The organism is Klebsiella terrigena (genome assembly GCF_012029655.1).
Classification (GTDB): domain Bacteria; phylum Pseudomonadota; class Gammaproteobacteria; order Enterobacterales; family Enterobacteriaceae; genus Klebsiella; species Klebsiella terrigena.
Genome location: NZ_CP050508.1, coordinates 2,362,599 through 2,385,986 on the forward strand (window position 1 = coordinate 2,362,599; position 23,388 = coordinate 2,385,986).

The window sequence follows — 23,388 nt, forward strand, 5'->3', positions numbered from 1 at the left end:
GACTTAATGGATCGAACCAGCAGGTCCCGCGATGCGGAGGCTGAATGGTATCGGTTCCAAATTCGATATTGCTGGGCTTGTAACCTACAAAAGCAGCCATTTTAAATGACAGGAATGTGATAATGTCGAGTGAAAAAACCAACAGCTCGAGGCGTGATTTTTTAGTAAAATCAATGGCCTTGATTCCAACGGTCGTCATCGCTGGCGGCGGCGTCGGGGCCATTGGCGCCGCGGCTCAGGCCCAGGCATCCGACGCCGCAGCGGCGGCAAAAACGCCGGCCGGCGAGGGCTGGCAGCCGCAGTTCTTCAACGAGCAGGAGTGGGCGTTTATCAATGCCGCGGTGGCTCGCCTTATTCCGGCCGACGAGCTGGGGCCCGGCGCGCGCGAGGCGGGGGTTCCGGAGTTTATCGATCGCCAGATGAATACCCCCTATGCTACCGGTTCCATCTGGTATATGCAGGGTCCGTTTAACCCGGACGTGCCGAAAGAGATGGGCTACCAGCTCCCGCTGGTGCCAAAACAGATCTACAACCTCGGGATTGCGGACGCCGACGAATGGTGCCGCAGCCAGCATCAGAAGCCTTTTGCCGAACTGACCGCCGGGCAGCAGGACGCCGCGCTGAGCCAGTTTGAAGCGGGCAGCGCCGCGTTTAAGCAGCTGCCGTCCTCGCTGTTCTTCTCTTATCTGCTGCAGAACACCCGCGAAGGATTCTTCAGCGACCCGATTCATGGCGGCAATAAGGGCATGGTCGGCTGGACGTTGATTAATTTTCCCGGCGCGCGCGCCGACTTTATGGACTGGGTTGAACGGGGTGAACGCTATCCCCTCCCGCCGGTATCAATTAATGGGGAGAGGGCGTAACGATGGCCACCGTACTGAAAAAAACCGATGTCGCGATTGTGGGGTTTGGCTGGGTTGGCGCCATTATGGCCAAAGAGCTGACCGAAGCGGGCCTCAACGTGGTGGCGCTGGAGCGCGGCCCGATGCGCGATACCTGGCCCGATGGCGCCTATCCGCAGGTGGTCGATGAGCTGACCTACAACATTCGCCGCAAGCTGTTCCAGGACCTGTCGAAAAGCACGGTCACCATTCGCCATAATAGCGCTCAGGATGCGGTGCCGTATCGTCAGCTGGCGGCCTTCCTGCCGGGAACCGGCGTTGGCGGCGCGGGCCTGCACTGGTCCGGGGTGCACTTCCGCGTTGACCCGATTGAGCTGCGGATGCGCAGCCACTATGAGGAGCGCTACGGCAAAAGCTTTATCCCGCAGGACATGATTATCCAGGATTTCGGCGTCACCTACGACGAACTGGAGCCGTTCTTTGATAAGGCGGAAAAGGTTTTCGGCACCTCGGGCACCGCCTGGTCGGTGAAGGGAAAGGTGGTCGGGAAGGATCGCGGCGGCAACGTCTTTGCCCCGGATCGCTCGGACGACTTCCCGCTGCCGGCGCAGAAGAATACCTGGTCGGCGCAGCTGTTTGAGAAGGCGGCACGCGAGGTGGGCTATCACCCGTACAACCTGCCGTCAGCCAACACCTCTGACTCCTATACCAACACCTACGGCGCGCAGATGGGGCCGTGCAACTTCTGCGGCTACTGCAGCGGCTACGCCTGCTACATGTATTCCAAGGCCTCGCCAAACGTCAATATCCTGCCGGCGCTGCGCCAGGAGAAGCGCTTTGAGCTGCGCACCAACGCCAACGTGCTGAAGGTTAACCTCACCCCCGACCGGCAGCGGGCCACCGGCGTCAGCTACGTCGACGCCCAGGGGCGGGAGATGGAGCAGCCGGCCGATCTGGTTATCATCGGCGCCTTCCAGTTCCACAACGTGCACCTGATGCTGCTCTCCGGCATCGGCAAACCCTACGATCCGCAAACCGGCGAAGGGGTGGTCGGGCGCAACTTTGCCTATCAGAACATGACCACTATTAAGGCCATCTTCGATAAAGATACCGTCACCAACCCGTTTATTGGCGCGGGCGGCAACGGCGTCGGGATTGATGACTTTAACGGCGATAACTTCGATCACGGCGCCGCCGGTTTTGTCGGCGGCTCTCCGTTCTGGGTCAACCAGGCCGGGACCAAGCCAATCTCCGGCCTGCCGGTTCCTCCGGGCACTCCGGCGTGGGGCAGCAAGTGGAAAGCGGCGGTTGCCGACACCTATACCCACCATCTGTCGATGGACGCGCACGGTGCGCATCAATCCTACCGCCAGAACTATCTTGACCTCGATCCGAACTACAAAAACGTCTTCGGCCAGCCGCTGCTGCGCATGACCTTTGACTGGCAGGAAAACGACATCAAGATGGCGCAGTTTATGTTCGACAAGATGGCGCCGATTGCCAAAGCCATGAAGCCGAAATATATGCTCGGCAGCCCGAAAAACGCCAACAGCCACTTTGATACCACCAGCTATCAGACCACCCACATGAACGGCGGGGCGGTGATGGGCGAGAACCCGAAAACCAGCGCCGTGAACCGCTATCTGCAGAGCTGGGATGTCCACAACGTTTTCGTTATCGGCGCCTCTGCCTTCCCGCAGGGCCTGGGATATAACCCGACGGGAACCGTGGCCGCGCTGGCCTACTGGTCGGCAAAAGCGATCCGCGAACGGTACCTGAAAAATCCGGGTCCACTGGTGCAGGCATAAAGGAAGGCAAATGATGAAGATGCAATGGCTATCTGCACTGGTGCTCGGTGCGCTGAGTTTTTCCGCTTTTGCCGAAGAGGCCCCGGCCGACGGCAGCTTAATTAAACAGGGTGAGTATCTGGCGCGCGCGGGGGACTGCGTCGCCTGCCATACCAACGGTAAAGAGGGCCAGCCTTTCGCCGGCGGTCTGCCGATGGGGACGCCAATCGGCACCATCTACTCCACCAACATTACCCCGGATAAAACCCACGGTATCGGCGACTATACCTTTGAAGAGTTCGACGATGCGGTGCGCAAAGGGGTACGTAAGGACGGCTCGACGCTCTATCCGGCAATGCCGTACCCGTCGTTCGCGCGCATCAGCGAAGCGGACATGCGGGCGATGTACGCCTACTTTATGCACGGCGTGGCGCCGGTAAACGCGGCAAATCGCGACAGCGATATCCCGTGGCCGCTCTCTATGCGCTGGCCGCTGGTGTTCTGGCGCGGGATCTTCGCGCCCGCGCCGAGCGATTTTGTCGCTAATCCGCAGGTTGACCCGCTGCTTGAGCGCGGCCGCTATCTGGTGGAGGGGCTCGGCCACTGCGGCGCCTGCCATACGCCGCGTAGCCTGACGATGCAGGAGAAGGCGCTGAGCGAAACCGAAGGTGACGATTTCCTCGCCGGCAGCAGCGCGCCGGTGGACGGCTGGGTCGCCTCGAGCCTGCGCGGCGAAAACCGCGACGGCCTCGGCAGCTGGAGCGAGGCGGAGCTGGCGGAGTTCCTGAAAACCGGCCGCAACGATAAGTCGGTGGTCTTCGGCGGCATGAGCGACGTGGTGGAGCACAGCCTGCAGTATCTCTCCGACGAGGACGTGACGGCGATTGCCCGCTACCTGAAATCCCTGCCGCCGCGCGGCGGTCAGCAGACCCCTGCGCCGGTGGAGGACAGCGTGGCGAAAGATCTGTGGAAGGGAGATGACAGCAAGCCCGGCGCGGCGCTGTACGTCGATAACTGCGCGGCCTGTCACCGTACCGACGGCGCGGGCTATAAACGCGCCTTCCCGGCGCTGAAGGGCAACCCGGTGGTGCAGACGCAGGATGCGACGTCGCTTATCCACATCATCCTGACGGGCAGCACCACGCCGGCGGTGAAAAATGCGGTCTCTAACCTGACCATGCCGCCGTTTGGCTGGCGCCTGGACGACGGGCAGGTGGCGGATGTGGTCAACTTTATCCGCACCAGCTGGGGCAACAGCGCGCCGCCGGTCACCGCCAGCGACGTGGCGAAAGTCCGCAAGGACAGGTCGATCGTGCCTGATGAGAAGGCGCTCGGCAGCGCCGACATCTCGAAGCTGCCGGTCACCGGGCAGTAGCGGCCAGGAATGCGCCGTTCGCGCGGCGCATTCCGCGATTGCCGCTGCCGACTATGGTCTGATTTGAAAGGGCTTGCACTCATGCTGCACGCAGAACAACTCACCTGCATCTACGACGAGCGGGTGCTGTTTCAGGCGCTGACATTAACGGTTAACCGTGGCGAAATGCTGCAGGTGTCCGGCGATAACGGCAGCGGAAAAACCTCCCTGCTGCGGCTGCTTTGCGGCCTGGCGCGGCCGGAAAGCGGCGTCGTCAGCTGGCAGGGCGAGCCGCTCTCGTCGGTACGCGACACCTTCCATCAGCAGCTGCTGTGGTGCGGGCATAAGCCTGGCGTCAAGGCGGCGCTGACGGCGGATGAAAACCTGCGCTTCTTCTTTGCGCAAACCAGCCCGCGGGCGCGGGAAGAGGCGCTGGCGGCAATGGGGCTGGCGGGCTACGAGGACGTGGCGCTGAGCCAGCTCTCGGCCGGGCAGCAGCGCCGGGTGGCGCTGACGCGCCTGTGGCTGACTTCGGCGACGCTGTGGATCCTCGACGAGCCGTTTACCGCCCTTGACGCCACGGCGGTGGAGCGGCTGACCCGACGCCTGGAGCAGCACGTGCAGGCGGGGGGCAGCGTCATTCTCACCACCCATCAGCCGCTGCGGGCGCTGGCCTGTCCTCTGCGGACGCTGCGCCTCTGCGGCGAAAGGACGGTGGGCTGGTGATGCGGGCGCTGTTTTGCCGCGAAATGCGCCTCGCCTGGCGCAGCGGGGCGGAAATCCTCAATCCGCTGTGGTTTTTCCTGCTGGTTATCACCCTGTTTCCGTTCGGCGTGGGCGCGAACCCGCCGCTGCTGGCGCAGATTGCGCCGGGCGTGGTGTGGGTCGCGGCGCTGCTGGCGGCGCTGCTGGTGATGGATCGCCTGTTTCGCGATGACTGGCAGGACGGCTCCCTGGAACAGCTGCTGCTGCTGCCGACGCCGCTGGCGGCGGTGGTGCTGGTGAAGGTGGTTGCCCACTGGATAATGACCGGTCTGCCGCTGCTGATCGTCTCCCCGCTGGCGGCGCTGCTGCTGGGGATGACCGCCCACGACGCGGGCGTGCTGGCGCTGACCCTGCTGCTGGGTACGCCCACCCTGAGCTTTTTAGGCGCGGTTGGCGTGGGGCTGACGGTGGGGCTCAGGCGCGGCGGCGTGCTGCTTAGCCTGCTGGTGCTGCCGCTGTCGGTGCCGCTGTTAATCTTTGCCACCGCCGCAACGCAGGCCGCCTCGGCGGGGCTGCCGGTGGATGGCTATCTGGCGATCCTGGGGGCCTTTTTAGCCGCCAGCGCGACGCTATGCCCGTTTGCCACCGCCGCCGCGCTGCGGCTGACGGTGCAATAACCCGCTGCGGTCTTTCTGACGCGGTGATAAAAAACAGTCGTGTGAGTAAACGTCTATGTGGAAAGCATTACATCAACTGGCGATCCCCGAACGGCTATACGGCCTGTGCGGCCGCTGGATCCCGTGGCTGGCGACGCTGAGCGCGCTGCTGTTAGCGGTGGGGCTGGGCTGGGGCTTTGTCTATGCGCCCGCTGACTACCAGCAGGGGGAGAGCTATCGCATCATGTATCTCCACGTCCCGGCGGCGATGGGGTCAATGGGGATCTATGCCGCGATGGCCGCCGCGGCCTTCGTTGGCATGGTCTGGCAGGTCAAAATGGCCGACCTTAGCGTCGCGGCGCTGGCGCCGGTTGGCGCTGTCTGCACCTTTATCGCGCTGGTTAGCGGCGCCGCGTGGGGCAAGCCGATGTGGGGAACCTGGTGGATCTGGGATGCCCGTCTGACTTCTGAGCTGGTGCTGCTGTTTATTTATGGCGGCATTATTGCCCTCTGGCACGCCTTCGACGACCGCCGCCTGGCGGGACGCGCCGCCGGGATCCTCGTGCTGGTCGGGGCGGTCAATCTGCCGATCGTTCACTACTCGGTCATCTGGTGGAACACCCTGCATCAGGGGTCGACCAATATGCAGCAGAGTATTGACCCCAGCATGCGCCTGCCGCTGCGCATCTGCATGCTCGGCCTGCTGTGCCTGGTTATTACCCTGACGCTGATGCGCCTGCGCAATCTGATCCTGCGCCAGGAACGCCGCCGCCCGTGGGTGGCCGCGCTGGTGAATAAAGGAGCCTCGCAATGAGTCCCGCTTTTTCCTCCTTCGCCGCGTTTCTGGCGATGGGCGGCTACGCGCCGTACGTCTGGCTGGCCGCTGCCGCCGCGCTGGCGGGCTTTGGCCTGCTGACGGCGCATACCCTGTGGCAGCGCCGGGCGCTGTTCAGTGAGGTTCGGCGCCAGCAGGCCCGCGACCGGCGGATTGCCGCCGCGCGCGTCCGTGACCGGGAGGCCGCAGATGCAGACGCGTCGTAAGAACCGCCTCTATATCGTGCTGGCGGTGGCGGCCGGGCTGGGGCTTGCCGTCAGCCTGACGTTGTACGCCCTGAGCGCCAACATCGACCTGTTCTATACCCCAGGAGAGATTATCTACGGCAAGACGGAAACCCATGAGAAGCCGCACGTCGGGCAGCGCCTGCGCATCGGCGGCTACGTTCAGCCGGGCAGCGTCAGGCGCAATGCGCAAACCCTGGACGTCAGCTTTACGCTGTATGACGCCCGCGGCACGGTTGAGGTGAGCTATCGCGGCATTCTGCCGGACCTGTTTCGCGAGGGGCAGGGCGTGGTCGCCCAGGGCGAGCTGGATTTCCCCCGGCACATCATCGCCCGCCAGGTGCTGGCCAGGCACGATGAAAACTACACGCCGCCGGAGGTAAAGGACGCCATGAGTCCCGTGAATAAGGAGAGCCAGCCATGATGCCGGAGCTGGGCAACTATCTGCTGTGCCTCGCGGCGGGCCTGGCGCTGCTGCTGAGCGTCTATCCGCTGTGGGGCGCTTCGCGTCAGGATCGGCGCATGATGGCGCTGGCCCGCCCGCTGGCCTGCGCGCTGTTTTTCTGCATCGTCGGCGCCTTCCTGGTGCTGGTGCACGCCTTCGTGGTTAACGATTTTACCGTGCGCTACGTGGCGGAAAACTCCAACAGCGCGCTGCCGGTGTGGTATCGGGTGGCCGCGACCTGGGGCGCCCACGAGGGCTCTCTGCTGCTGTGGGTGCTGCTGCTGAGCGTCTGGACCTTTGCGGTGGCTCTGCTGAGCCGCCGCATGCCGCTCGACGCCGTCGCCAGAGTGCTGGCGGTGATGGGGATGATTGCCTTCGGCTTTCTGCTGTTTATTCTGCTCACCTCTAACCCCTTCACCCGCACGCTGCCGCTGTATCCCATCGATGGCCGGGACCTCAATCCGCTGCTGCAGGATATCGGCATGATCTTCCATCCGCCGATCCTCTATATGGGCTACGTTGGCTTCTCGGTGGCTTTTGCTTTCGCTATCGCGTCGCTGCTGGCCGGGCGGCTGGATACGGCGTGGGCGCGCTGGTCGCGGCCGTGGACCCAGGCGGCGTGGGTTTTCCTGACCCTTGGCATCGTCCTCGGGTCGGCGTGGGCCTACTACGAGCTGGGCTGGGGCGGCTGGTGGTTCTGGGACCCGGTGGAGAACGCCTCCTTTATGCCGTGGCTGGTCGGCACCGCGCTGCTGCACTCGCTGGCGGTAACCGAAAAGCGCGGCAGCTTCCGCGCCTGGACCGTACTGCTGGCGATCTCCGCCTTTTCGCTGTGCCTGCTGGGGACCTTCCTGGTGCGTTCCGGGGTGCTGGTCTCGGTCCACGCCTTCGCCTCCGACCCGACGCGCGGGCTGTTTATTCTCGCGCTGCTGGTCATTGCCATCGGCGGATCGCTGCTGCTGTACGCCATTAAGGGCGGACGAGTGCGGGCGCGCGTCGAGCATTCGCTGTGGTCGCGGGAGTCATTCCTGCTGAGCAACAATATTCTGCTGATTGCCGCCATGCTGGTGGTGCTGCTCGGAACGCTGCTGCCGCTGGTGCATAAAGAGCTGGGGCTGGGCAGCATTTCGATTGGCGAACCCTTTTTCAACACCATGTTTACCGCCCTGATGGCGCCGTTTGCGCTGCTGCTGGGCATCGGGCCGCTGGTGCGCTGGCGGCGCGACGCTGCGGCGAAGCAGCTGAAGCGCGCGGCGGCTTCAGCGGTCGTTACCCTGCTACTGGCGCTGCTGCTGCCGTGGCTGCTGGAGGACCGCATCGCGGCGATGGCGACGCTGGGCCTGATGATGGCTATCTGGGTGCTTATCTTCTCGCTGATCGAGGTGCACGAACGCGCTACCCACCGGCACGGATTCTGGCGCGGGTTAAGGACGCTCTCGCGTAGCCAGTGGGGGATGGTGCTCGGCCACGTCGGCGTGGCGGTGACGGTTATCGGCATCGCGTTCAGCCAGAGCTACAGCGTGGAGCGCGACGTGCGGATGAAGGCCGGCGACAGCATTGATATCCACCGCTACCACTTTGTTTTCGCGGGCGTGCGCAACATCGTGGGCGCCAACTGGACCGGCGGCGAAGGGGTGATTCAGGTCACCCGCGGCGGGCGGCCGGAAGCCACGCTGTATGCGCAAAAGCGCTTCTACAGCGCCAGCCGGATGATGATGACCGAAGCGGCGATTAGCGGCGGGCTGACCCGCGACCTGTACGCCGCGCTGGGCGAGGAGCTGGGCGACGGCAGCTGGGCTGTGCGCCTCTACTACAAGCCCTTCGTGCGCTGGATCTGGTACGGCGGCGTGCTGATGGCGCTCGGCGGCCTGTGCTGCATGCTCGACCCGCGCTACCGGCTGCGTAAAAAGCTGCAGGAGGCGCAATCATGAACCGCAGATGGCTTTTTCTCCCGCTGGCGCTGTTCCTGGCGCTGGCGGCGGCGCTGTTCTGGCAGCTGATGCGCAACGCCGACGGCGATGACCCGACGACGCTGGAGTCGGCGCTGGTGGGCAAACCGGTGCCGGAGTTTCGCCTCGAAGCGCTGAACGTTCCGGGCCAGCTCTACGATCGCTCGGTACTGGTCAGCGGCGGGCCGCTGCTGCTCAACGTCTGGGCGACCTGGTGCCCGACCTGTCGCGCCGAGCATCAGTTCCTTAACGGCCTGGCACAGCAGGGGGTACGCGTAGTGGGGCTGAACTACAAAGACGACCGCCGTAAAGCGGTGAGCTGGCTCGATACTCTGGGCAATCCTTACGCCATCAGCCTGTTCGACGGCAGCGGCATGCTGGGGCTGGACCTCGGCGTTTACGGCGCGCCGGAGACCTTTCTGATCGACGGCCGGGGAATTATCCGCTGGCGGCACGCGGGGGATCTTAATGAGCGGGTCTGGCGCGAGCAGCTGCGGCCGCTGTGGGAAAAATATCGCCGGGAGTCGGCCTCATGAAGCGCCTGCTGAGCGGCGTGATGGCGCTGCTGCTGTCGGGCAGCGCGCTGGGAGCCATTGATACCTGGCAGTTTAAGAACGAGGCCCAGGAGCAGGCGTTTCGCGAGGTGACCTCCCAGCTGCGCTGTCCGAAATGCCAGAACAACAGCATCGCGGATTCGAATGCGATGATCGCCGCCGATATGCGGCTCAAGGTTTACGAGCTGCAGCAGCAGGGGCAGAGCAAGAAGCAGATCGTCGCCTACATGGTGGCGCGCTATGGCAACTTCGTCAGCTATGAGCCGCCGCTGACGGCGGGGACGATCCTGCTGTGGCTGATCCCCGGACTGTTTGTGATTGCCGGTGCCGGGGTGCTGGTGGCGCGCGCCAGGCGCCGCGATACCACCGATGCGGCACTGAGCGAACAAGAGCGCCAGCGGCTGGCGGCGTTACTGAAAAAAGGAAATGATGCATGACTGCGTTCTTAATCGTGGCCGCGCTGCTGCTGGCCGGCGCCCTCGCGCTGCTCTATCTGCCCTGGCAGGAGAAAGGGGCGATCGACCGGGATCGGCTAAACCGGGCGCTCTACCGCTCGCGTTTAGAGGAGCTGGAGCAGGAAAACGGCGCAACCCGCGAGGCGCTGGTGGTCGATCTGCAGCGCACGCTGCTGGCGGATATTCCGGAGTCAGACACCCGCGCTCCCCGGCCCCTTGGCCGCCGGGTGCTGCTGCCGGGAGCGCTGGTGCTGGTCTGCCTCAGCGGCGGGCTGTTCCTTAAAACCAGCGATTTCGGCCAGGTGCTGCTCTGGCAGCAGGCGCAGCGCCACTATCCGGCCCTGCTGCAGCAGGTGCAAGACCCCACCGCCGCGCCGCTGCGGATGGATGAGATCGCCGAGCTTCGGCTGGGGCTGCGCAGCCGGCTGCAGGATAATCCGCAGGATCTCGCCGGCTGGCAGCTGCTCGGGCGTATCGGCCTGTTGCTGAACGACGGCGAGACGGCGATCGGCGCGTTTGCCCGCGCCCATCGGCTGGCGGCGGACGACCCGGCGGCGACCTTCGCCTACGCCAGCGCGCTGGTGCGGGCGGGGGATAGCGGGCAGATGCGGATGGGGGAGCTGCTGCTGCGCGAGCTGCATCAGCGGCAGCCGCGGAGTCAGCCGGTGCTGGAGATGCTGGCGCTGAGCGCGGTACGGAACGAGGATTATCCTCAGGCGGTTGAGGCGCTGCAGGCGCTGCTGGGGCTGTTGCCGCCGGGGGATGCCCGGCGTCGGGCGATTGAGGGGGAGTTGGCTCAGGCGCAGGGGCGGGCGCCGGCGAAGTAGGTTGGCGGGGGTGTTTTGTTCACCGTAGTGGGCTGTTCCGCTCTCTTTCGGGGGATTGAACCGCTCACATTCGGTGGAATGTTCCTTCCACTGTCGCGGAATGTTTCTTCCACATTCGGTGGAATGTTCCTTCCACTGTCGCGGAGTGTTCCATTCACATTCCGTGGAATGTTCCGTTCACATTCCGTGGAATGTTCCGTTCATATTCCGTGGAATGTTCCGTTCACGATGAATCCAGCGCTTTTCTCACACCCGCTGCGGGTGAGCGGCACGGGGGGCGTTTCGCCCGCCCCCCGTGGCCCCCGGCATGGCGCTGAAAACTGCCGCTGCGCGGTACGCTCCACTCCGGCTTCATCTGGCGGACCGGGCAGGACTCGACGTCCCTGTCTCGACCTGCCTCTCTGACCGCCTTATTCGTCCCATCCATGGGACTCACCCCTTCGGGGCCGACGTTAACGTCGTTCAAAAACGCTCCCGGCGTTTTTGTCCTGGCGGTCAGTCCTGGATGCGCGCCTGCGTTCCCGCCAGTTTTCTTGATGCGCCCTAACCCCCTCGCTGCCAGCCCGTTGTCATTAAGTCGCGATACCATTGCTGGAGGTTTTTTCAGCGGCAATTTTTATTGTTGGAAAGTTGGAAAGTTGGAAAGTTGGAAAGTTGGAAAGTTGGAATGTTGAAATGCTGAGTCTCCAGGCTTACGAGGAGTAATGCGCGCCGGGAATGTTCTGCAGGAGATTGTGAAGGGCTGACTTGTTTGTACTTGCGGCATAAAAAGGCCCCTGCGTTAGATCAGGGGCAAATCATGTCAGAGCTTAATATTATTAGTTGAATACCACGATTAATTAAATACTACGATTAGTTGAATACCATGCCGCCGTCGATCAGCAGCGATTGGCCGGTCATATAGTCGGAATCCGGGCTGGCGAGGAACGACACGCAGGCGGCGACATCTTCAGGCTCCGACAGGCGGCCAAGGGTGATGCGTTTGGCGAATTCAGCCGTGCCGTAGCCCAGCGGTTTGCCCGCCGCTTCCGACACCTGACGGTCAATCTCCGCCCACATTGGCGTCTTAACGATCCCCGGGCAGAAGCCGTTAACGGTGATGCCCAGCGGTGCCAGATCGCGGGCGGCGGTTTGCGTCAGGCCGCGCACGGCGAATTTACTCGAACTGTAGACCGCCAGCTCCGGGTTGCCGACGTGGCCGGCCTGGGAGCAGGCGTTGACGATCTTCCCGCCGTGCCCCTCTTTTTTGAAGGCCTCCACCGCCGCCTGCATCCCCCAGATGACGCCCTTAACGTTGATGTTATAGACCCGGTCGACGATCTCCTCGGTGATGGACTCGATCGGCGTTGACGGCGCGATGCCGGCGTTGTTGACGATAACGTTGAATCCGCCCAGGGCTTTACGCGCCTGCTCAACGGCGGCGAAAACCTGGTCCCGGCGCGAGACGTCGACCTTAATGGCCACCGCGCGGCCGCCGGCCTGGTTGATTTCAGCGGCTACCGCTGTGGCCGTAGCGTCGTTGTAATCGGCGATTGCCACGGCAAATCCATCCTTCACCAGACGCAGGGCGATAGCTTTACCGATGCCCTGACCGGCGCCGGTGACAAGTGCGACTTTTTGCATTTTCATTTCCTTTTGTAGTGACTCACAGTATTTGGCTGAGATGGAGCTGGCCCATCAGCAGAGGGTTATCGCGGTAATCGACCGGAATGGCGACCACCGCAGGGCCGTCGACATCCATCGCTGCGCGCAGGGTCGGCTCCAGGGCCTCGGCGCTCTCTACCGCGAACCCGCAGGCCCCGAACGCTTCGGCGTAGACTTTGAAATCGACCGGGCCGAACTCCACGCCGGAGAGGCGCTGATATTTTTTCTGTTCCTGAATCGCCACCATGTTGTAGCCGTTATCGACCCAGATGATGTGCAGAATATTGGCGTGCAGGCGCACGGCGGTCTCCAGCTCCATGCTTGACTGCAGGAAGCCGCCATCGCCGGATACCGAGACCACCTTGCGCTGCGGATTGACCAGCCACGCGCCGATTGCCCACGGCAGCGCGACGCCCATCGTTTGCTGACCGTTGGAGATCATCACCTGGCGGGCGCGGAAGCTGTAGAGGTAGCGGGCAATCCAGATATGGAAACTGCCCATATCGACGGTCAAGGTGACGTCGCTGTTGACGATATCCTGCATCGCCCGCACGATGCGCAGCGGGTGGAGCGCAAACTGATTCAGCTGCGCCCCGCGGCGGTCAAGCAGCTCCCGCTGGCGCTGGCGGTCGGCGAGGATGTCCGCCGCCTGCGGAGTTAACACCAGCCGATGTTCAATGCGCTGGGCCAGCTTCTCGAGGGTGGCGGCGATGTCGCCCACCAGCTCGATATCCGGGACGTAGTTCCGCTCTTCATAGGCCGGCAGCACATCGATATGCACCAGGGTTGCCGTGCCGCTGTTCCACATCGCCGGTTCGTACTCAACCGGGCTATAGCCGATGCAGATGATCAGGTCCGCCTGACGCAGCAGGCGATCGCCCGCCTGGTTATTAAACAGACCTACCCGGCCGGCGAAGCGGGCGAAGTTATCCTGATTTACCGCCCCGGCGGCCTGATAGGTGCTGGTGACCGGAATATGGCTTTTTTCCAGCAGGCGGTGCAGGGCGCGGCTGTTTTCCGGCTGGCTGGCCATCAGCCCGAGCAGGAAGATAGGGTTCTTCGCTGCGGCGATCGCCTGCGCCACGCTGTCAACGGCGCCATCCGGCGCGGCGCCCATCTGCGGCGCTCTGCTGGCGGGCAGCGTGCTGCCGCTGGCGGGGCCGTCAACGATATCCTGCGGCAGGCTGACAAACGCGCTCCCCGGACGCCCCTGTTCGGCGGCGCGAAAGGCGTTGGAGACCACCTCGGCCAGCGCGTCGGAGGCGGTCACCTCGACGGCGTATTTGGTGACCGGGCTGAACATCGCCACGGTGTCCATGCTTTGGTGAACCAGCTTGGCTTTATCCGCGCGCTTCACCGCGCCGCCCAGCGCCACCACCGGGTCGCCTTCGCTATTGGCGGTGGCCATGCCGGTAATCAGGTTTGAGCAGCCGGGACCGGAGGTCACCAGCGCGACGCCCGCTTTACCGGTAATCCGCCCGACCGCCGCGGCCATAAAGGCGGCGTTGGCCTCGTGGCGCACCGGAATAATGCGGATTGAGGAGTCGAGGAGGGAATCAAACACCTTGTCGATTTTGGCACCGGGGATGCCGAAGACCTGGCGTACGCCCTGGGCCTCAAGCTGGCTGACGATTAAGTCGGCACCGTGGGCCCATTGACGTTCGTGACGCGGTTTGTCCATCTGAAGCTCCTTAGTTTTCTACCGCACGAATAGCGGCATCGAGATTGTCAGGATGCAGGTCGGCCTGCAGGAAAGCGCTGTCGGCCGGGAGGTCAATCATCAGCTTGTGGATCTCGCCGAAGGTCAGCACGCCGCTATCGAGCTGGTAGTCCAGCAGATGGCCGCCGCCCTGGCGATCGTCGGTAATAAAGTGCTCGTGGTAGCCGGCAACGTTGAGGCCCTGCATATGCTGCGGGGTGCGAAAGCCGACCAGCGTCCCCTTGCGCTGGTTGAAGCGGAAAACCGGCTGGTCATCGAGCACGTCGGTCATCGCCCGATAGGGCGGCGTCTGCCGCGGCACGGTGCGGGTGTGGGCGTGGCGAAAGTGGCCATCAATATGCAGGGCGCAGAACAGGTTATCGGAGGGAATTTGCTGGTCGATAACGTCGTGCAGCTGCTGGCGGCTGACCGGGTGGTCAAAGGTTTTACGGTACTGCGGTCTGAACCAGGTCATCACCGCGAAGGGCGTTTTTTGATCCGCCCGGGCTTTACGCGCGCTGCCGTCGGCGCGCAGCTGGTAGACCTCGCTGCTAAAGGCAATCAGTTCGCCATCGAGTTCGTTAAAGGTGCCGAGACCGAAGTCGCCGTGGGTCAGCAGATCGGCGATGGTGGTGCTACCCTCATAGACCCCGCTCAGCAGCGCGCTCATCAGAGAGGTCTGATAGATAACGCTATCAGGGTGGTGGGCGGAGAAGCCGCGTACGGTTTCGCACAGGCTCTCCTGGCAGGTGCATTCAGGATAATGATTCACAATCCACTTCCTCGTTCAACAAATATAAGAAAGATTAAATAAATATTGACCCGATTCAGCTCTCAGTTCCAATATAGAATCCATGCTGGTTTGAGACGTTTACGATATGGAACTTCGCTATTTACGTTATTTTGTCGCCGTTGCCGAGGCGCGGAACTTCACTCGGGCGGCCCACGATCTTGGCATTTCTCAACCGCCACTAAGTCAGCAAATTCAGCGACTTGAGCGAGAAATAGGGACTCCGCTGCTGCGTCGTTTGACGCGGGGGGTTGAGCTGACGGAGGCCGGGGAGTCGTTCTACGTCGACGCGTGTCAGATCCTCGCCTTAAGCGATGCGGCGCTGGAAAAAACCAAGGGGATTGCGCGGGGCATGAACGGTAGCCTGGTGCCGGGGATCACCAGTTCAGCTGCTTTTCATTCGCAGATTTTCTCTTTGCTGTACCAGTTTCAGCAGCGCTATCCGGCGGTGGCCCTGCGCCAGGTCGAAGGCAATATGGCGACGCTGATGCATGCCCTGGGCGAGGCGGAGCTGGATATCGCTTTTGTGCGCCTGCCGTGTGAAAGCAGCAAGGCGTTTAATTTGCGCATTATTGCCGAGGAGCCGATGGTTATCGCGCTGCATCGCTCGCACCCGCTCTCCGGGGAAAGCGCGCTCTCTCTGGCGCAGCTGAGCGACACGGTGCCGGTTATTTTCCCGCCGGAGGTGGCGCCGGGCCTCTACGAGCAGGTTTATGATGGCTGCCGGCGTGCCGGGGTCGATATGAGCCGCGCCAGGCAATCTTCACAGATCTCGTCTTCTATTAGCATGGTGGACGCGGGCTTCGGCTTTGCGCTGGTGCCTCAGTCGATGACCTGTATTTGCCTTCCCAACGTCACATGGCATCCCTTGCAGGACGCGTCGCTGAAGACGGAGATCGCCATCGCGTGGCGGCGTTTTGAACGTTCGCGGACGGTAAAGCGTTTTCTGGAGATGTTTTAGGCGGGGCGCAGGGCTAGCAGGTATAGACGTTTGCCGCGGTTGGCCCGCGCAGGCCGTTAACCCGACGAAACTCAACGCGAATACCGGGCGTTATCGCCGTGGACTCGTTGGGGGATAATGCGGAAATATGAACCTGAACGTCTTTACGACCGTCGGAAGGGACGATAAGGCCTCTGCCGGTTTTATTATCAAAGCTTTTGACAATACCTGTCATTTTTTGGAACAAATAAACTCCTGGTAAAAATAGGAATGCGATAACCCTGGGTTATGCAAAGAAATACAATATTGATCTATTTAAAACCCGCCAGAGTGCGGGTTTTCTATTTGCCTGAACGGGGTAAAACCGATTGTCTCATTCGACCCAATAATAAGAATTATCTAAATAACGGGGCAAGGCACAATCAGCGTCGGGCATTTAGGGATTAGGCGGCGTTTCTGGGTGATGACTGGAAGAGTTTGTGGCAGTAAGGGCAGATGAGCTGAGCGCCTTTTTGTACTCGGCTAAAGCTATGTTCTGATTCCTGGGAGCAGTTAGGGCAGGAGCATTTTACAAGGTAATTACGGCGAGTTTTCGAGTCTTTTCGATCTGACATATGATTTTTTCCTGATGTAATGGCCTGCAACCATACATCATTCTTCTATCAATAGCTCGAAATGATTTCGTCGCGGGCGAAATAAACGCCTGATTGGTCAACGCTATTTACGCAATCCCAGCGGGGCGCGAGGACGATGCGGCAGCCGCGTCCTGCGCCCCACGCCGGTTATTGCGCGACCCAGCCGCCGTCCATATTCCACGCCGCGCCGCGCACCTGGGCGGCGGCGTCGCTGCACAGGAATAGCGCCATCTCCCCCAGCTGCTCCGGGGTAACGAACTCGCCTGAGGGCTGCTTTTCGGCCACCAGCTGCTCTCTGGCCAGCTGCGGGTCCGTGCCTTCGGCGATGCGCCGGTCGATCTGCTGCTGCACCAGCGGAGTCAGCACCCAGCCGGGGCAGATTGCATTGCAGGTGATGCCGGTTCTGGCGGTCTCCAGCGCCAGGGTTTTGGTCAAGCCGATCGCCCCATGCTTAGCCGCCACGTAGGCCGACTTATCCTTAGAGGCCACCAGACCGTGTACCGAGGCGATATTGATAATGCGTCCCCAGTTGCGTTCGCGCATGCGCGGCAGCGCCAGCCGGCTGGTGTGGAAAATGCTCGACAGGTTAATGGCGAGAATATCGTCCCATTTCTCGACGGCGAAGGACTCGACCGGCGCGACGTGCTGAATACCGGCGTTATTGACGACGATATCGACGCCGCCAAACTCGCGTTCGGCCCAGGAGAACATCGCTTCGATTTGCCGCACGTCGCGCAGGTCGGCGTCGTGGTAGCCCGGCGCGAGCCCCAGCTGCGCAACCTCGGCGCAGGCGGCCTGGCTATCGCCAAAGCCGTTGAGGATGGTCTGCGCGCCGGCTTTCGCCAGCACCCTGGCGATCCCTAAGCCAATGCCGCTCGTTGAGCCGGTGATCAGCGCGACTTTACCTTGAAGATTCATCTTATTTTCCTTAGCGTTACCGGTTAAACGATGTCAGTTACACGATACCGGTTAAATAGAAGACGGCAATCACGAACAGGACCGCCAGGCTCTTAATCACGGTGATGGCGAAGATCCCGCCGTAGGCCTGGCGGTGGCTGAGTCCGGTGATGGCAAGCAGCGTAATGACCGCGCCGTTGTGCGGCAGCGTATCCATCCCGCCGCTGGCCATTGAGGCCACGCGGTGCAGCACCTCAAGCGGAATATTGGCGGCGTGCGCGGCGGCGATAAAAGTATCCGACATCGCCGCCAGCGCGATGCTCATCCCCCCGGAGGCCGAACCGGTGATCCCGGCCAGCACCGTGACGCTGATCGCTTCGTTCAGCAGCGGGTTGGGGATCGCGGTCAGCGCTTTTGACAGCACCAGAAACCCCGGCAGGGCGGCAATGACCGCGCCGAAGCCATATTCCGAGGCGGTGTTCATGGCCGCAAGAATGGCCCCGCTCACCGCCGTCCGGCTGCCTTCGGCGAGGCGGCCGCGAATGTTGCGAAAGCCGAACAGCAGCACCACTAAAATGCCGGAAAGCAGGGCGGCTTCCACCGCCCAGATGGCGGTGATTTTGCCGGTCTCGGTGATGATAGGCTTCGCCAGGCCCGGCAGGCTCAGCTCGTGGGTTGGGCCGTACCACTGCGGGATCCAGCGGGTAAACAGCAGGTTCAGCACGCCCACCAGCAGCAGCGGCGCAATCGCAATCAGCGGATGGGGAAGATTAATATTGTCAGGCGTTTCCGGCTCATTTTGCAGATCCGTCCCGTAGCCTTCGCCGCGAGCCTGCGCCCTGCGACGCTGGCGATCCAGCCACAGCAGGCCAAAGGTAATAATAAACAGCGATCCAATCAGCCCGAGCCACGGCGCGGCCCAGGCGTTGGTGCCGAAAAAGCTGGTCGGAATAATGTTCTGAATCTGCGGCGTGCCGGGCAGGGCGTCCATGGTGAAGGAGAAGGCGCCCAGCGCGACGGTGGCCGGGATCAGCCGCTTGGGGATCCCGCTCTGGCGGAACAGCTCTGCGGCAAAGGGATAGACCGCAAAGGCCACCACAAACAGCGACACGCCGCCGTAGGTCAGCAGCGCGCAGACCAGCACGATGACCGGAATGGCGTGACGGCGGCCGAGCAGCCGGATCGCCGCGGCGACTATTGAGCGCGAGAAGCCCGAAAGCTCAATCAGCTTGCCGAACACCGCCCCCAGCAGAAACACCGGGAAATAAAGCTTCACAAAGCCGACCATTTTTTCCATAAACAGCCCGGTAAAGGTCGGGCCTACGGCGCTCGGGTCGGTGAGCAGTACCGCGCCAAGGGCGGCTATCGGGGCGAAGAGGATAACGCTATATCCTCGGTAGGCGGCCAGCATCAGTAGCGCCAGCGCGGCCAGGGCAATCAAAACACTCATCACGACTCCTCACTCTCATTGTTATTGTTGGGTACGGTACGAGAAGTTACGGTTTCAGGGCGTGGCGCAGCAGGTGCTCCCGGCGCGACTGAATACGGGCGTTGCGCGCCTCATCCCAGCGGTAAAACCCTTGCCCGCTGCGGGCGCCGGTCTCGCCCCTGGCAACCTTTTCCGCCACCAGATCCATCATCTGCGACCCGCTGGCGAGCTCCGGCAGCAGGTGCTGACAAATATCCTTGACCGTTGCCAGCCCGGTCATATCCGCGGCTTCAAGCGGGCCAACCATCGCGTAGCGGCGGCCGAGCGATGAGCGCATTACCCGGTCCACCACCTCCGGCGAGGCGATCCCGCTTTGCACGATGTGCAGCGCCTCGCGCAGCAGGGCAAACTGCAGGCGGTTGCCGACGAAGCCCGGCGCGGCGCGGTTTAGCACCACCGCCTCCAGCCCGGTGGCGGATAAAAATTCGCTCACCTGCAGCGGCAGCTCCGGGCGGGTGGCGTTGCCGGGAACGACCTCGACGAGCGGAATAAAATGCGGCGGGTGCCAGAAATGGGCGATCAGCAGGCGCTGCGGATGCTTCATCCCCTGCGCCAGCCGATCCGGCGGCAGGCCGCTGGTGTTGCTGGCAATCACCGCATCGTCGGCGATCAGCGCCTCAAGCTGCGCGTACAGGGCGTGCTTAAGCGGCAGGCGCTCCGGAATCGCCTCAATCAGCAGGGTGCAATCCGCCACGTCGCTCAGCGCGGTGGTGCCGCAGAGGTTGTCCAGCGCCGCGGCGCGGTTGGCGGCGTCGAACTTCCCGGCATCCTGTAGTTCGTTAAGAATGGCGTTGGCGACGGCGGCGATTTCGGCGATCCGCGCCGGATCGGTGTCGTAGATCCGCACCCGATGGCCGTGGCGGGCAAAGTGGCAGGCAATGCCGACGCCCATCAGCCCGCTGCCGAGTACCGCGATGTTTGGTTCATTCATGATGCCTCCCGTTCACGTTCAATGGTCATGGCGATGCCCTGTCCGCCGCCGACGCAGAGGGTTGCCAGCCCTTTACTGACGCCGCGCCGCTGCATCTCATACAGCAGGGTCACCAGAATGCGGCAGCCGGAGGCGCCGATGGGGTGGCCGAGGGCGATGGCGCCGCCGTTGACGTTCACCTTCCGGCTGTCCCAGCCCAGCGCCTCGCCGACGGCCAGCGCCTGCACGGCGAAGGCTTCGTTGGCTTCAATTAAATCGACCTCATCCAGCGTCCATCCGGCGCGCGCCAGCGCCAGCCGACAGGCGCTAACCGGGCCTATTCCCATCACCGCCGGGTCAACGCCGGCGACGGCGGAGCTGACGATTTTGCCGAGCACCGGCAGCCCCAGCTCGCGGGCTTTGTCGGCGCTCATCAGCAGCACCGCCGCCGCGCCGTCGTTTAGCGAAGAGGCGTTGCCGGCGGTGACGCTGCCGTCCTGCGGGCGAAAGGCCGGGCGCAGCTGCGCCAGCTGCTGTTCGCTGGTATCCGGGCGCGGCTGCTCGTCGTGCTCAACCCGCCGCGGCGCCTTTTTGCCCTGGCTGACGCTGACGGGGACAATTTCATCGTCAAAGCGGCCCGCTTCGATGGCCGCCGCCGCCTTTTGCTGCGAGAGGGCGGCGAAGGCGTCCTGGCGCTGGCGGGTAATGGCGAATTCGTCGGCGAGGTTTTCGGCGGTGATGCCCATGTGGTAGTCGTTGAAGGCGTCCCACAGGCCGTCCTGGATCATGCTGTCGAGCAGGGTGGTGTGGCCGAAGCGCAGCCCGGCGCGGGCGCCATCCACCAGATACGCCGCGTTGCTCATGCTCTCCTGGCCGCCGGCGATGACGATTTCCGCGTCGCCGCAGCGGATGGCCTGGGCCGCCTGCTGAACGGCCTTCAGCCCGGAGCCGCAGACCAGGTTCACCGTCACCGCCGGGGTATCAACCGACAGCCCGGCCCTTAAGGCCGTCTGGCGCGCCGGGTTTTGTCCGCAGCCGGCGGTCAGCACCTGGCCGAAAATAAGTTCATCGACCGCATCCGCCGGGAGCTGGCTACGGGCCAGCAGGCCGCGCACGACCTCAACGCCGAGATCCACCGCGGAAAGCGTGGCGAAGGCGCCGCGAAAGCTGCCGACCGGCGTTCTGGCGGCGCTGACAATCACAACCTCTTGCATAGGGATATCCTCAGTTGAAGCGCATTACACGCACGTCGTCAGGGACGACCAGGCGGCCGGCGGTTTTGCTGACAATCTCCGCGACGCTGACGCCCGGGGCGTATTCGCGCAGCACAAATGCCCCGTCGATAATCTCCAGCAGGGCGAGGTCGGTCAGCACCCGCTGAATGCAGCCGACGCCGGTGAGCGGCAGGGTGCACTGCGCCAGCAGCTTGGATTCGCCATCCTTTGAGGCGTGGGTCATCACCACGATGATGTTCTGCGCCCCGGCCACCAGGTCCATCGCTCCGCCCATGCCCTTGACCATTTTTCCGGGGATCATCCACGAGGCAATATTGCCCTGCACGTCCACTTCGAAGGCGCCGAGCACGGTCAGGTCGACGTGGCCGCCGCGGATCATGGCGAAGGACTGCGCGGAGTCAAAAATTGCCGCGCCGACGCGGGCGGTGACGGTCTGTTTACCGGCGTTAATCATGTCGGCGTCGAGCTGCTCTTCCAGCGGAAAGCCGCCCATGCCGAGCAGGCCATTTTCAGATTGCAGCATCACGTCGATGCCGTCGGGGATGTAGTTGGCGACCAGCGTCGGGATGCCGATGCCGAGGTTGACGTAGTCGCCGTCGCGCAGCTCCCGGGCGACGCGCATCGCCATTTGTTCACGAGTCAGCATAGTCAGAGGTTCCCCGCGCGCAGCGTGCGCTGCTCAATACGTTTCTCAAAGTTACCGACGATCAGCCTGTCAACGTAGATGCCGGGAGTATGAATGGTGGCCGGAGGCAGCTCGCCTGGGGGGACAATCTCTTCTACTTCCACCACCGTAATGCGCCCGGCGGCGGCCATCAGCGGGTTAAAGTTTTGCGCGGTGTGGCGATAGATAACGTTGCCGTACCAGTCGGCCTTCCAGCCCTTAATCAGGGCGAAATCGCCGCTAATGGCCTCTTCGAGGATGTAGTGCTTGCCGGCAAACTGGCGTACCTCTTTGCCTTCCGCTACCGGCGTACCGTAGCCGGTAGCGGTATAAAACCCCGGAATACCGGCCCCGCCGGCGCGAATTTTCTCTGCCAGCGTGCCCTGGGGGGTGAGTTCGACGTCGAGCTCGCCGCTCAGCGCCTGCTGGGCAAAGAGCGCGTTTTCGCCCACGTAGGAGGCCACCACCTTGCGCACCTGGCGGCTCTCCAGCAGCATGCCGAGGCCAAAGCCGTCGACGCCGCAGTTATTGGACACCACCGTCAGACCCTGCGTCCCGCGGCGCTTCACTTCGGCGATGAGGTTTTCCGGGATCCCGCAGAGGCCAAAGCCGCCCGCCAGTACCGTCATTCCGTCGGTTAATCCTTCCAGCGCCGCTTCGTAGCTGGCGACGCGCTTATCCAGTCCTGCCATGTTTCACCTCTGCTGGCTTGCGATAGGGTTATCATTGAGGGCGAAGACTGATTTGTTAATTTTGAATTTGTGACCCACTCATTTGGTTTTTTTATTAATTTATTGTTAACTAAATTTTTTCAATTAGTTAACAGGATAAAAAATGAGAATGAGTGTCAAACAGTTACGCGCGTTTTTAGCGGTAGCTCACACTCTGAATTTCGCTCACGCCAGCGAGAGGCTGAATCTTTCCCAGCCGGCGCTCAGTTTGACGATCAAGGGGCTGGAAGAGGTTTTAGGCGGCCCTCTGCTGCAGCGCAGCACCCGTAAAGTGACGCTGACGCAGGAGGGCGAGATTTTTCTACCGATGGCCCGCCAGCTGCTGGCGGACTGGGATAACGCCGAAGAGGCGATGCGCCAGAGCTTTACCCTGCAGCGGGGAAAAATCTCCATCGCCGCAATGCCCTCCTTTGCCGCGAACGTGCTGCCTGAGGTACTGAAAGCCTTCCGCGACCGCTATGCGGCGATTAACGTCACGGTTCACGACGTCATCAACGAGCAGGTGATTGAAATGGTTCGCGAAGGGCGGGTGGAGATGGGCATCGCCTTTGAGCCCGCGCCGACCAATAACCTGCTTTTTACGCCTCTCGCCGTCGATCGCTTCGTGGCGATTGTGCCGAAAGAGTCCCCCTTAGCCAGTAAAAGTCATCTCTCATGGCGGGAGCTGCTGACGCTGGATTTTATTACCCTCCAGCGGCCGTCGGCGGTGCGTCTGATGCTCGAGGAGGAGCTGGCGCGCAGCGGGCGTAAGCTCGACGTGGCGCTGGAGAGCCACCAGCTGGTGACGGTGGGGCGGATGGTCGCCAGCGGCCTCGGCGGCAGCGCGGTGCCGGCGCTGTGCCGCTCGCAGATGGCGGCGCTGGGGGCGGTGTGCCTGCCGCTGGATAACCCGCCGATTGAAAAATGCATCGGGGTGATCCACGCCGGACATATGCAGCTCTCAAAAGCGGCGCAGGCGCTGCTGGACACGCTGAAGGGTTTTCTTCCCGCCTGGCCGCAGGGACGGTATTTGCCGTAATGCTGACGCAGACCCGCAGCGCCGGCCTGGGGAATGAATTTCCCCGGGCAAGGGGACACTTTCAGCGGGGAGGACATAAAAAAACCGGCCTCGTCGGCCGGTT

The 23,388-nt window shown here is 62.7% G+C and carries 25 protein-coding genes; 14 read left to right on the plus strand and 11 right to left on the minus strand.

All coding sequences use genetic code 11. The annotated features are described in order from the left end of the window. Positions 1-119: 119 nt before the first annotated feature. From HCK03_RS11115 to ccmI, 12 genes are all read left to right on the plus strand, one after another. Positions 120-863, plus strand: a complete 744-nt coding sequence (locus HCK03_RS11115) for a gluconate 2-dehydrogenase subunit 3 family protein (protein ID WP_167692428.1) — start codon at positions 120-122, stop codon at positions 861-863. Between the two features lie 2 nt (positions 864-865). Continuing rightward, positions 866-2,650: a GMC family oxidoreductase gene (locus HCK03_RS11120; RefSeq protein WP_041145984.1), complete on the plus strand. Its 1,785-nt coding sequence runs from the start codon at positions 866-868 to the stop codon at positions 2,648-2,650. Positions 2,651-2,660: 10 nt separating this feature from the next. Continuing rightward, entirely contained in the window at positions 2,661-4,004 is a 1,344-nt protein-coding gene (locus HCK03_RS11125; RefSeq protein ID WP_167691562.1) for a c-type cytochrome, read from the plus strand. Positions 4,005-4,085: 81 nt separating this feature from the next. Continuing rightward, on the plus strand, positions 4,086-4,709 hold the full coding sequence (gene ccmA / locus HCK03_RS11130) for a cytochrome c biogenesis heme-transporting ATPase CcmA (protein WP_167691563.1): 624 nt from the start codon (positions 4,086-4,088) through the stop codon (positions 4,707-4,709). Beyond that, positions 4,706-5,365, plus strand: a complete 660-nt coding sequence (gene ccmB / locus HCK03_RS11135) for a heme exporter protein CcmB (protein ID WP_041145982.1) — start codon at positions 4,706-4,708, stop codon at positions 5,363-5,365. Before ccmA ends, ccmB begins: the two co-directional genes overlap by 4 nt. A 55-nt stretch (positions 5,366-5,420) precedes the next feature. Further along, a complete protein-coding gene (locus tag HCK03_RS11140; protein WP_167691564.1) occupies positions 5,421-6,158 on the plus strand; it encodes a heme ABC transporter permease in 738 nt (245 codons plus the stop codon). Beyond that, the gene (gene ccmD / locus HCK03_RS11145) at positions 6,155-6,385 is read left to right on the plus strand and encodes a heme exporter protein CcmD (protein WP_041145980.1); all 231 of its coding nucleotides are present in this window, start codon (positions 6,155-6,157) and stop codon (positions 6,383-6,385) included. Before HCK03_RS11140 ends, ccmD begins: the two co-directional genes overlap by 4 nt. Continuing rightward, complete coding sequence (gene ccmE / locus HCK03_RS11150; RefSeq protein ID WP_167691565.1) at positions 6,369-6,827, plus strand: cytochrome c maturation protein CcmE; 459 nt, start codon at positions 6,369-6,371, stop codon at positions 6,825-6,827. The genes ccmD and ccmE overlap by 17 nt, the downstream gene beginning before the upstream one ends. Next, positions 6,824-8,779 (plus strand): heme lyase CcmF/NrfE family subunit, encoded by a 1,956-nt coding sequence (locus tag HCK03_RS11155; RefSeq protein ID WP_123551513.1) that lies wholly within the window; start codon positions 6,824-6,826, stop codon positions 8,777-8,779. Before ccmE ends, HCK03_RS11155 begins: the two co-directional genes overlap by 4 nt. After that, positions 8,776-9,333: a DsbE family thiol:disulfide interchange protein gene (locus HCK03_RS11160; RefSeq protein WP_041145977.1), complete on the plus strand. Its 558-nt coding sequence runs from the start codon at positions 8,776-8,778 to the stop codon at positions 9,331-9,333. The genes HCK03_RS11155 and HCK03_RS11160 overlap by 4 nt, the downstream gene beginning before the upstream one ends. Next, positions 9,330-9,788: a cytochrome c-type biogenesis protein gene (locus HCK03_RS11165; protein WP_407692382.1), complete on the plus strand. Its 459-nt coding sequence runs from the start codon at positions 9,330-9,332 to the stop codon at positions 9,786-9,788. Before HCK03_RS11160 ends, HCK03_RS11165 begins: the two co-directional genes overlap by 4 nt. Beyond that, entirely contained in the window at positions 9,785-10,633 is an 849-nt protein-coding gene (ccmI, locus tag HCK03_RS11170) for a c-type cytochrome biogenesis protein CcmI (RefSeq protein WP_167691566.1), read from the plus strand. The genes HCK03_RS11165 and ccmI overlap by 4 nt, the downstream gene beginning before the upstream one ends. Positions 10,634-11,485: 852 nt before the next feature. On the opposite strand, the gene HCK03_RS11175 is transcribed toward ccmI, so the two are convergent. The 3 genes from HCK03_RS11175 to budA are packed head-to-tail and all read right to left on the minus strand — an operon-like array spanning position 11,486 to position 14,748. Then, positions 11,486-12,256, minus strand: coding sequence for a (S)-acetoin forming diacetyl reductase (locus tag HCK03_RS11175; RefSeq protein WP_041145974.1), 771 nt, complete (start codon positions 12,254-12,256; stop codon positions 11,486-11,488). Positions 12,257-12,278: 22 nt separating this feature from the next. Further along, the gene (alsS, locus tag HCK03_RS11180) at positions 12,279-13,958 is read right to left on the minus strand and encodes an acetolactate synthase AlsS (RefSeq protein ID WP_123551510.1); all 1,680 of its coding nucleotides are present in this window, start codon (positions 13,956-13,958) and stop codon (positions 12,279-12,281) included. Positions 13,959-13,968: 10 nt separating this feature from the next. Continuing rightward, positions 13,969-14,748, minus strand: a complete 780-nt coding sequence (budA, locus tag HCK03_RS11185) for an acetolactate decarboxylase (protein WP_041145972.1) — start codon at positions 14,746-14,748, stop codon at positions 13,969-13,971. A gap of 106 nt (positions 14,749-14,854) precedes the next feature. On the opposite strand from budA, the gene HCK03_RS11190 reads away from it, so the two are divergent. Further along, complete coding sequence (locus HCK03_RS11190) at positions 14,855-15,727, plus strand: LysR family transcriptional regulator (RefSeq protein WP_167691567.1); 873 nt, start codon at positions 14,855-14,857, stop codon at positions 15,725-15,727. Between the two features lie 13 nt (positions 15,728-15,740). Here HCK03_RS11190 and cspF read toward each other — a convergent pair whose 3' ends face one another. The 8 genes from cspF to HCK03_RS11225 form a co-directional block, all read right to left on the minus strand. Further along, entirely contained in the window at positions 15,741-15,953 is a 213-nt protein-coding gene (gene cspF / locus HCK03_RS11195; RefSeq protein ID WP_143966973.1) for a cold shock-like protein CspF, read from the minus strand. 196 nt (positions 15,954-16,149) lie between these two features. Continuing rightward, positions 16,150-16,320: a YnfU family zinc-binding protein gene (locus HCK03_RS26300; RefSeq protein WP_217698331.1), complete on the minus strand. Its 171-nt coding sequence runs from the start codon at positions 16,318-16,320 to the stop codon at positions 16,150-16,152. A gap of 168 nt (positions 16,321-16,488) precedes the next feature. Continuing rightward, positions 16,489-17,259: a 3-hydroxybutyrate dehydrogenase gene (locus HCK03_RS11200; protein ID WP_041145969.1), complete on the minus strand. Its 771-nt coding sequence runs from the start codon at positions 17,257-17,259 to the stop codon at positions 16,489-16,491. 37 nt (positions 17,260-17,296) lie between these two features. Further along, a complete protein-coding gene (locus tag HCK03_RS11205) occupies positions 17,297-18,691 on the minus strand; it encodes a GntP family permease (RefSeq protein WP_197734837.1) in 1,395 nt (464 codons plus the stop codon). A 43-nt stretch (positions 18,692-18,734) separates the two neighbouring features. Continuing rightward, positions 18,735-19,658 carry a 3-hydroxyacyl-CoA dehydrogenase family protein gene (locus HCK03_RS11210; protein WP_167691568.1) on the minus strand — a complete coding sequence of 308 codons (924 nt, stop codon included), beginning with the start codon at positions 19,656-19,658 and terminating at the stop codon, positions 18,735-18,737. Next, positions 19,655-20,851: an acetyl-CoA C-acetyltransferase gene (locus HCK03_RS11215; protein ID WP_167691569.1), complete on the minus strand. Its 1,197-nt coding sequence runs from the start codon at positions 20,849-20,851 to the stop codon at positions 19,655-19,657. Before HCK03_RS11215 ends, HCK03_RS11210 begins: the two co-directional genes overlap by 4 nt. Before the next feature lie 10 nt (positions 20,852-20,861). After that, complete coding sequence (locus HCK03_RS11220; RefSeq protein ID WP_167691570.1) at positions 20,862-21,518, minus strand: CoA transferase subunit B; 657 nt, start codon at positions 21,516-21,518, stop codon at positions 20,862-20,864. Positions 21,519-21,520: 2 nt separating this feature from the next. After that, positions 21,521-22,228 (minus strand): CoA transferase subunit A, encoded by a 708-nt coding sequence (locus tag HCK03_RS11225; RefSeq protein ID WP_041145964.1) that lies wholly within the window; start codon positions 22,226-22,228, stop codon positions 21,521-21,523. Positions 22,229-22,370: 142 nt separating this feature from the next. Here HCK03_RS11225 and HCK03_RS11230 point away from each other — a divergent pair, with 142 nt between their 5' ends. Continuing rightward, positions 22,371-23,285 (plus strand): LysR family transcriptional regulator, encoded by a 915-nt coding sequence (locus HCK03_RS11230; protein ID WP_041145963.1) that lies wholly within the window; start codon positions 22,371-22,373, stop codon positions 23,283-23,285. Positions 23,286-23,388 lie beyond the last annotated feature (103 nt).

Excerpts from the sequence above, each read along its gene's own strand:
- HCK03_RS11120 (WP_041145984.1), top strand. The coding sequence starts at position 866 with ATGGCCACCGTACTGAAAAAAACCGATGTCGCGATTGTGGGGTTTGGC.
- HCK03_RS11125 (WP_167691562.1), top strand. The coding sequence starts at position 2,661 with ATGATGAAGATGCAATGGCTATCTGCACTGGTGCTCGGTGCGCTGAGT.
- ccmA (WP_167691563.1), top strand. The coding sequence starts at position 4,086 with ATGCTGCACGCAGAACAACTCACCTGCATCTACGACGAGCGGGTGCTG.
- HCK03_RS11140 (WP_167691564.1), top strand. The coding sequence starts at position 5,421 with ATGTGGAAAGCATTACATCAACTGGCGATCCCCGAACGGCTATACGGC.
- ccmD (WP_041145980.1), top strand. The coding sequence starts at position 6,155 with ATGAGTCCCGCTTTTTCCTCCTTCGCCGCGTTTCTGGCGATGGGCGGC.
- ccmE (WP_167691565.1), top strand. The coding sequence starts at position 6,369 with ATGCAGACGCGTCGTAAGAACCGCCTCTATATCGTGCTGGCGGTGGCG.
- HCK03_RS11155 (WP_123551513.1), top strand. The coding sequence starts at position 6,824 with ATGATGCCGGAGCTGGGCAACTATCTGCTGTGCCTCGCGGCGGGCCTG.
- HCK03_RS11160 (WP_041145977.1), top strand. The coding sequence starts at position 8,776 with ATGAACCGCAGATGGCTTTTTCTCCCGCTGGCGCTGTTCCTGGCGCTG.
- HCK03_RS11165 (WP_407692382.1), top strand. The coding sequence starts at position 9,330 with ATGAAGCGCCTGCTGAGCGGCGTGATGGCGCTGCTGCTGTCGGGCAGC.
- ccmI (WP_167691566.1), top strand. The coding sequence starts at position 9,785 with ATGACTGCGTTCTTAATCGTGGCCGCGCTGCTGCTGGCCGGCGCCCTC.
- HCK03_RS11175 (WP_041145974.1), bottom strand. The coding sequence starts at position 12,256 with ATGCAAAAAGTCGCACTTGTCACCGGCGCCGGTCAGGGCATCGGTAAA.
- alsS (WP_123551510.1), bottom strand. The coding sequence starts at position 13,958 with ATGGACAAACCGCGTCACGAACGTCAATGGGCCCACGGTGCCGACTTA.
- HCK03_RS11190 (WP_167691567.1), top strand. The coding sequence starts at position 14,855 with ATGGAACTTCGCTATTTACGTTATTTTGTCGCCGTTGCCGAGGCGCGG.
- HCK03_RS26300 (WP_217698331.1), bottom strand. The coding sequence starts at position 16,320 with ATGTCAGATCGAAAAGACTCGAAAACTCGCCGTAATTACCTTGTAAAA.
- HCK03_RS11200 (WP_041145969.1), bottom strand. The coding sequence starts at position 17,259 with ATGAATCTTCAAGGTAAAGTCGCGCTGATCACCGGCTCAACGAGCGGC.
- HCK03_RS11210 (WP_167691568.1), bottom strand. The coding sequence starts at position 19,658 with ATGAATGAACCAAACATCGCGGTACTCGGCAGCGGGCTGATGGGCGTC.
- HCK03_RS11215 (WP_167691569.1), bottom strand. The coding sequence starts at position 20,851 with ATGCAAGAGGTTGTGATTGTCAGCGCCGCCAGAACGCCGGTCGGCAGC.
- HCK03_RS11220 (WP_167691570.1), bottom strand. The coding sequence starts at position 21,518 with ATGCTGACTCGTGAACAAATGGCGATGCGCGTCGCCCGGGAGCTGCGC.
- HCK03_RS11225 (WP_041145964.1), bottom strand. The coding sequence starts at position 22,228 with ATGGCAGGACTGGATAAGCGCGTCGCCAGCTACGAAGCGGCGCTGGAA.
- HCK03_RS11230 (WP_041145963.1), top strand. The coding sequence starts at position 22,371 with ATGAGAATGAGTGTCAAACAGTTACGCGCGTTTTTAGCGGTAGCTCAC.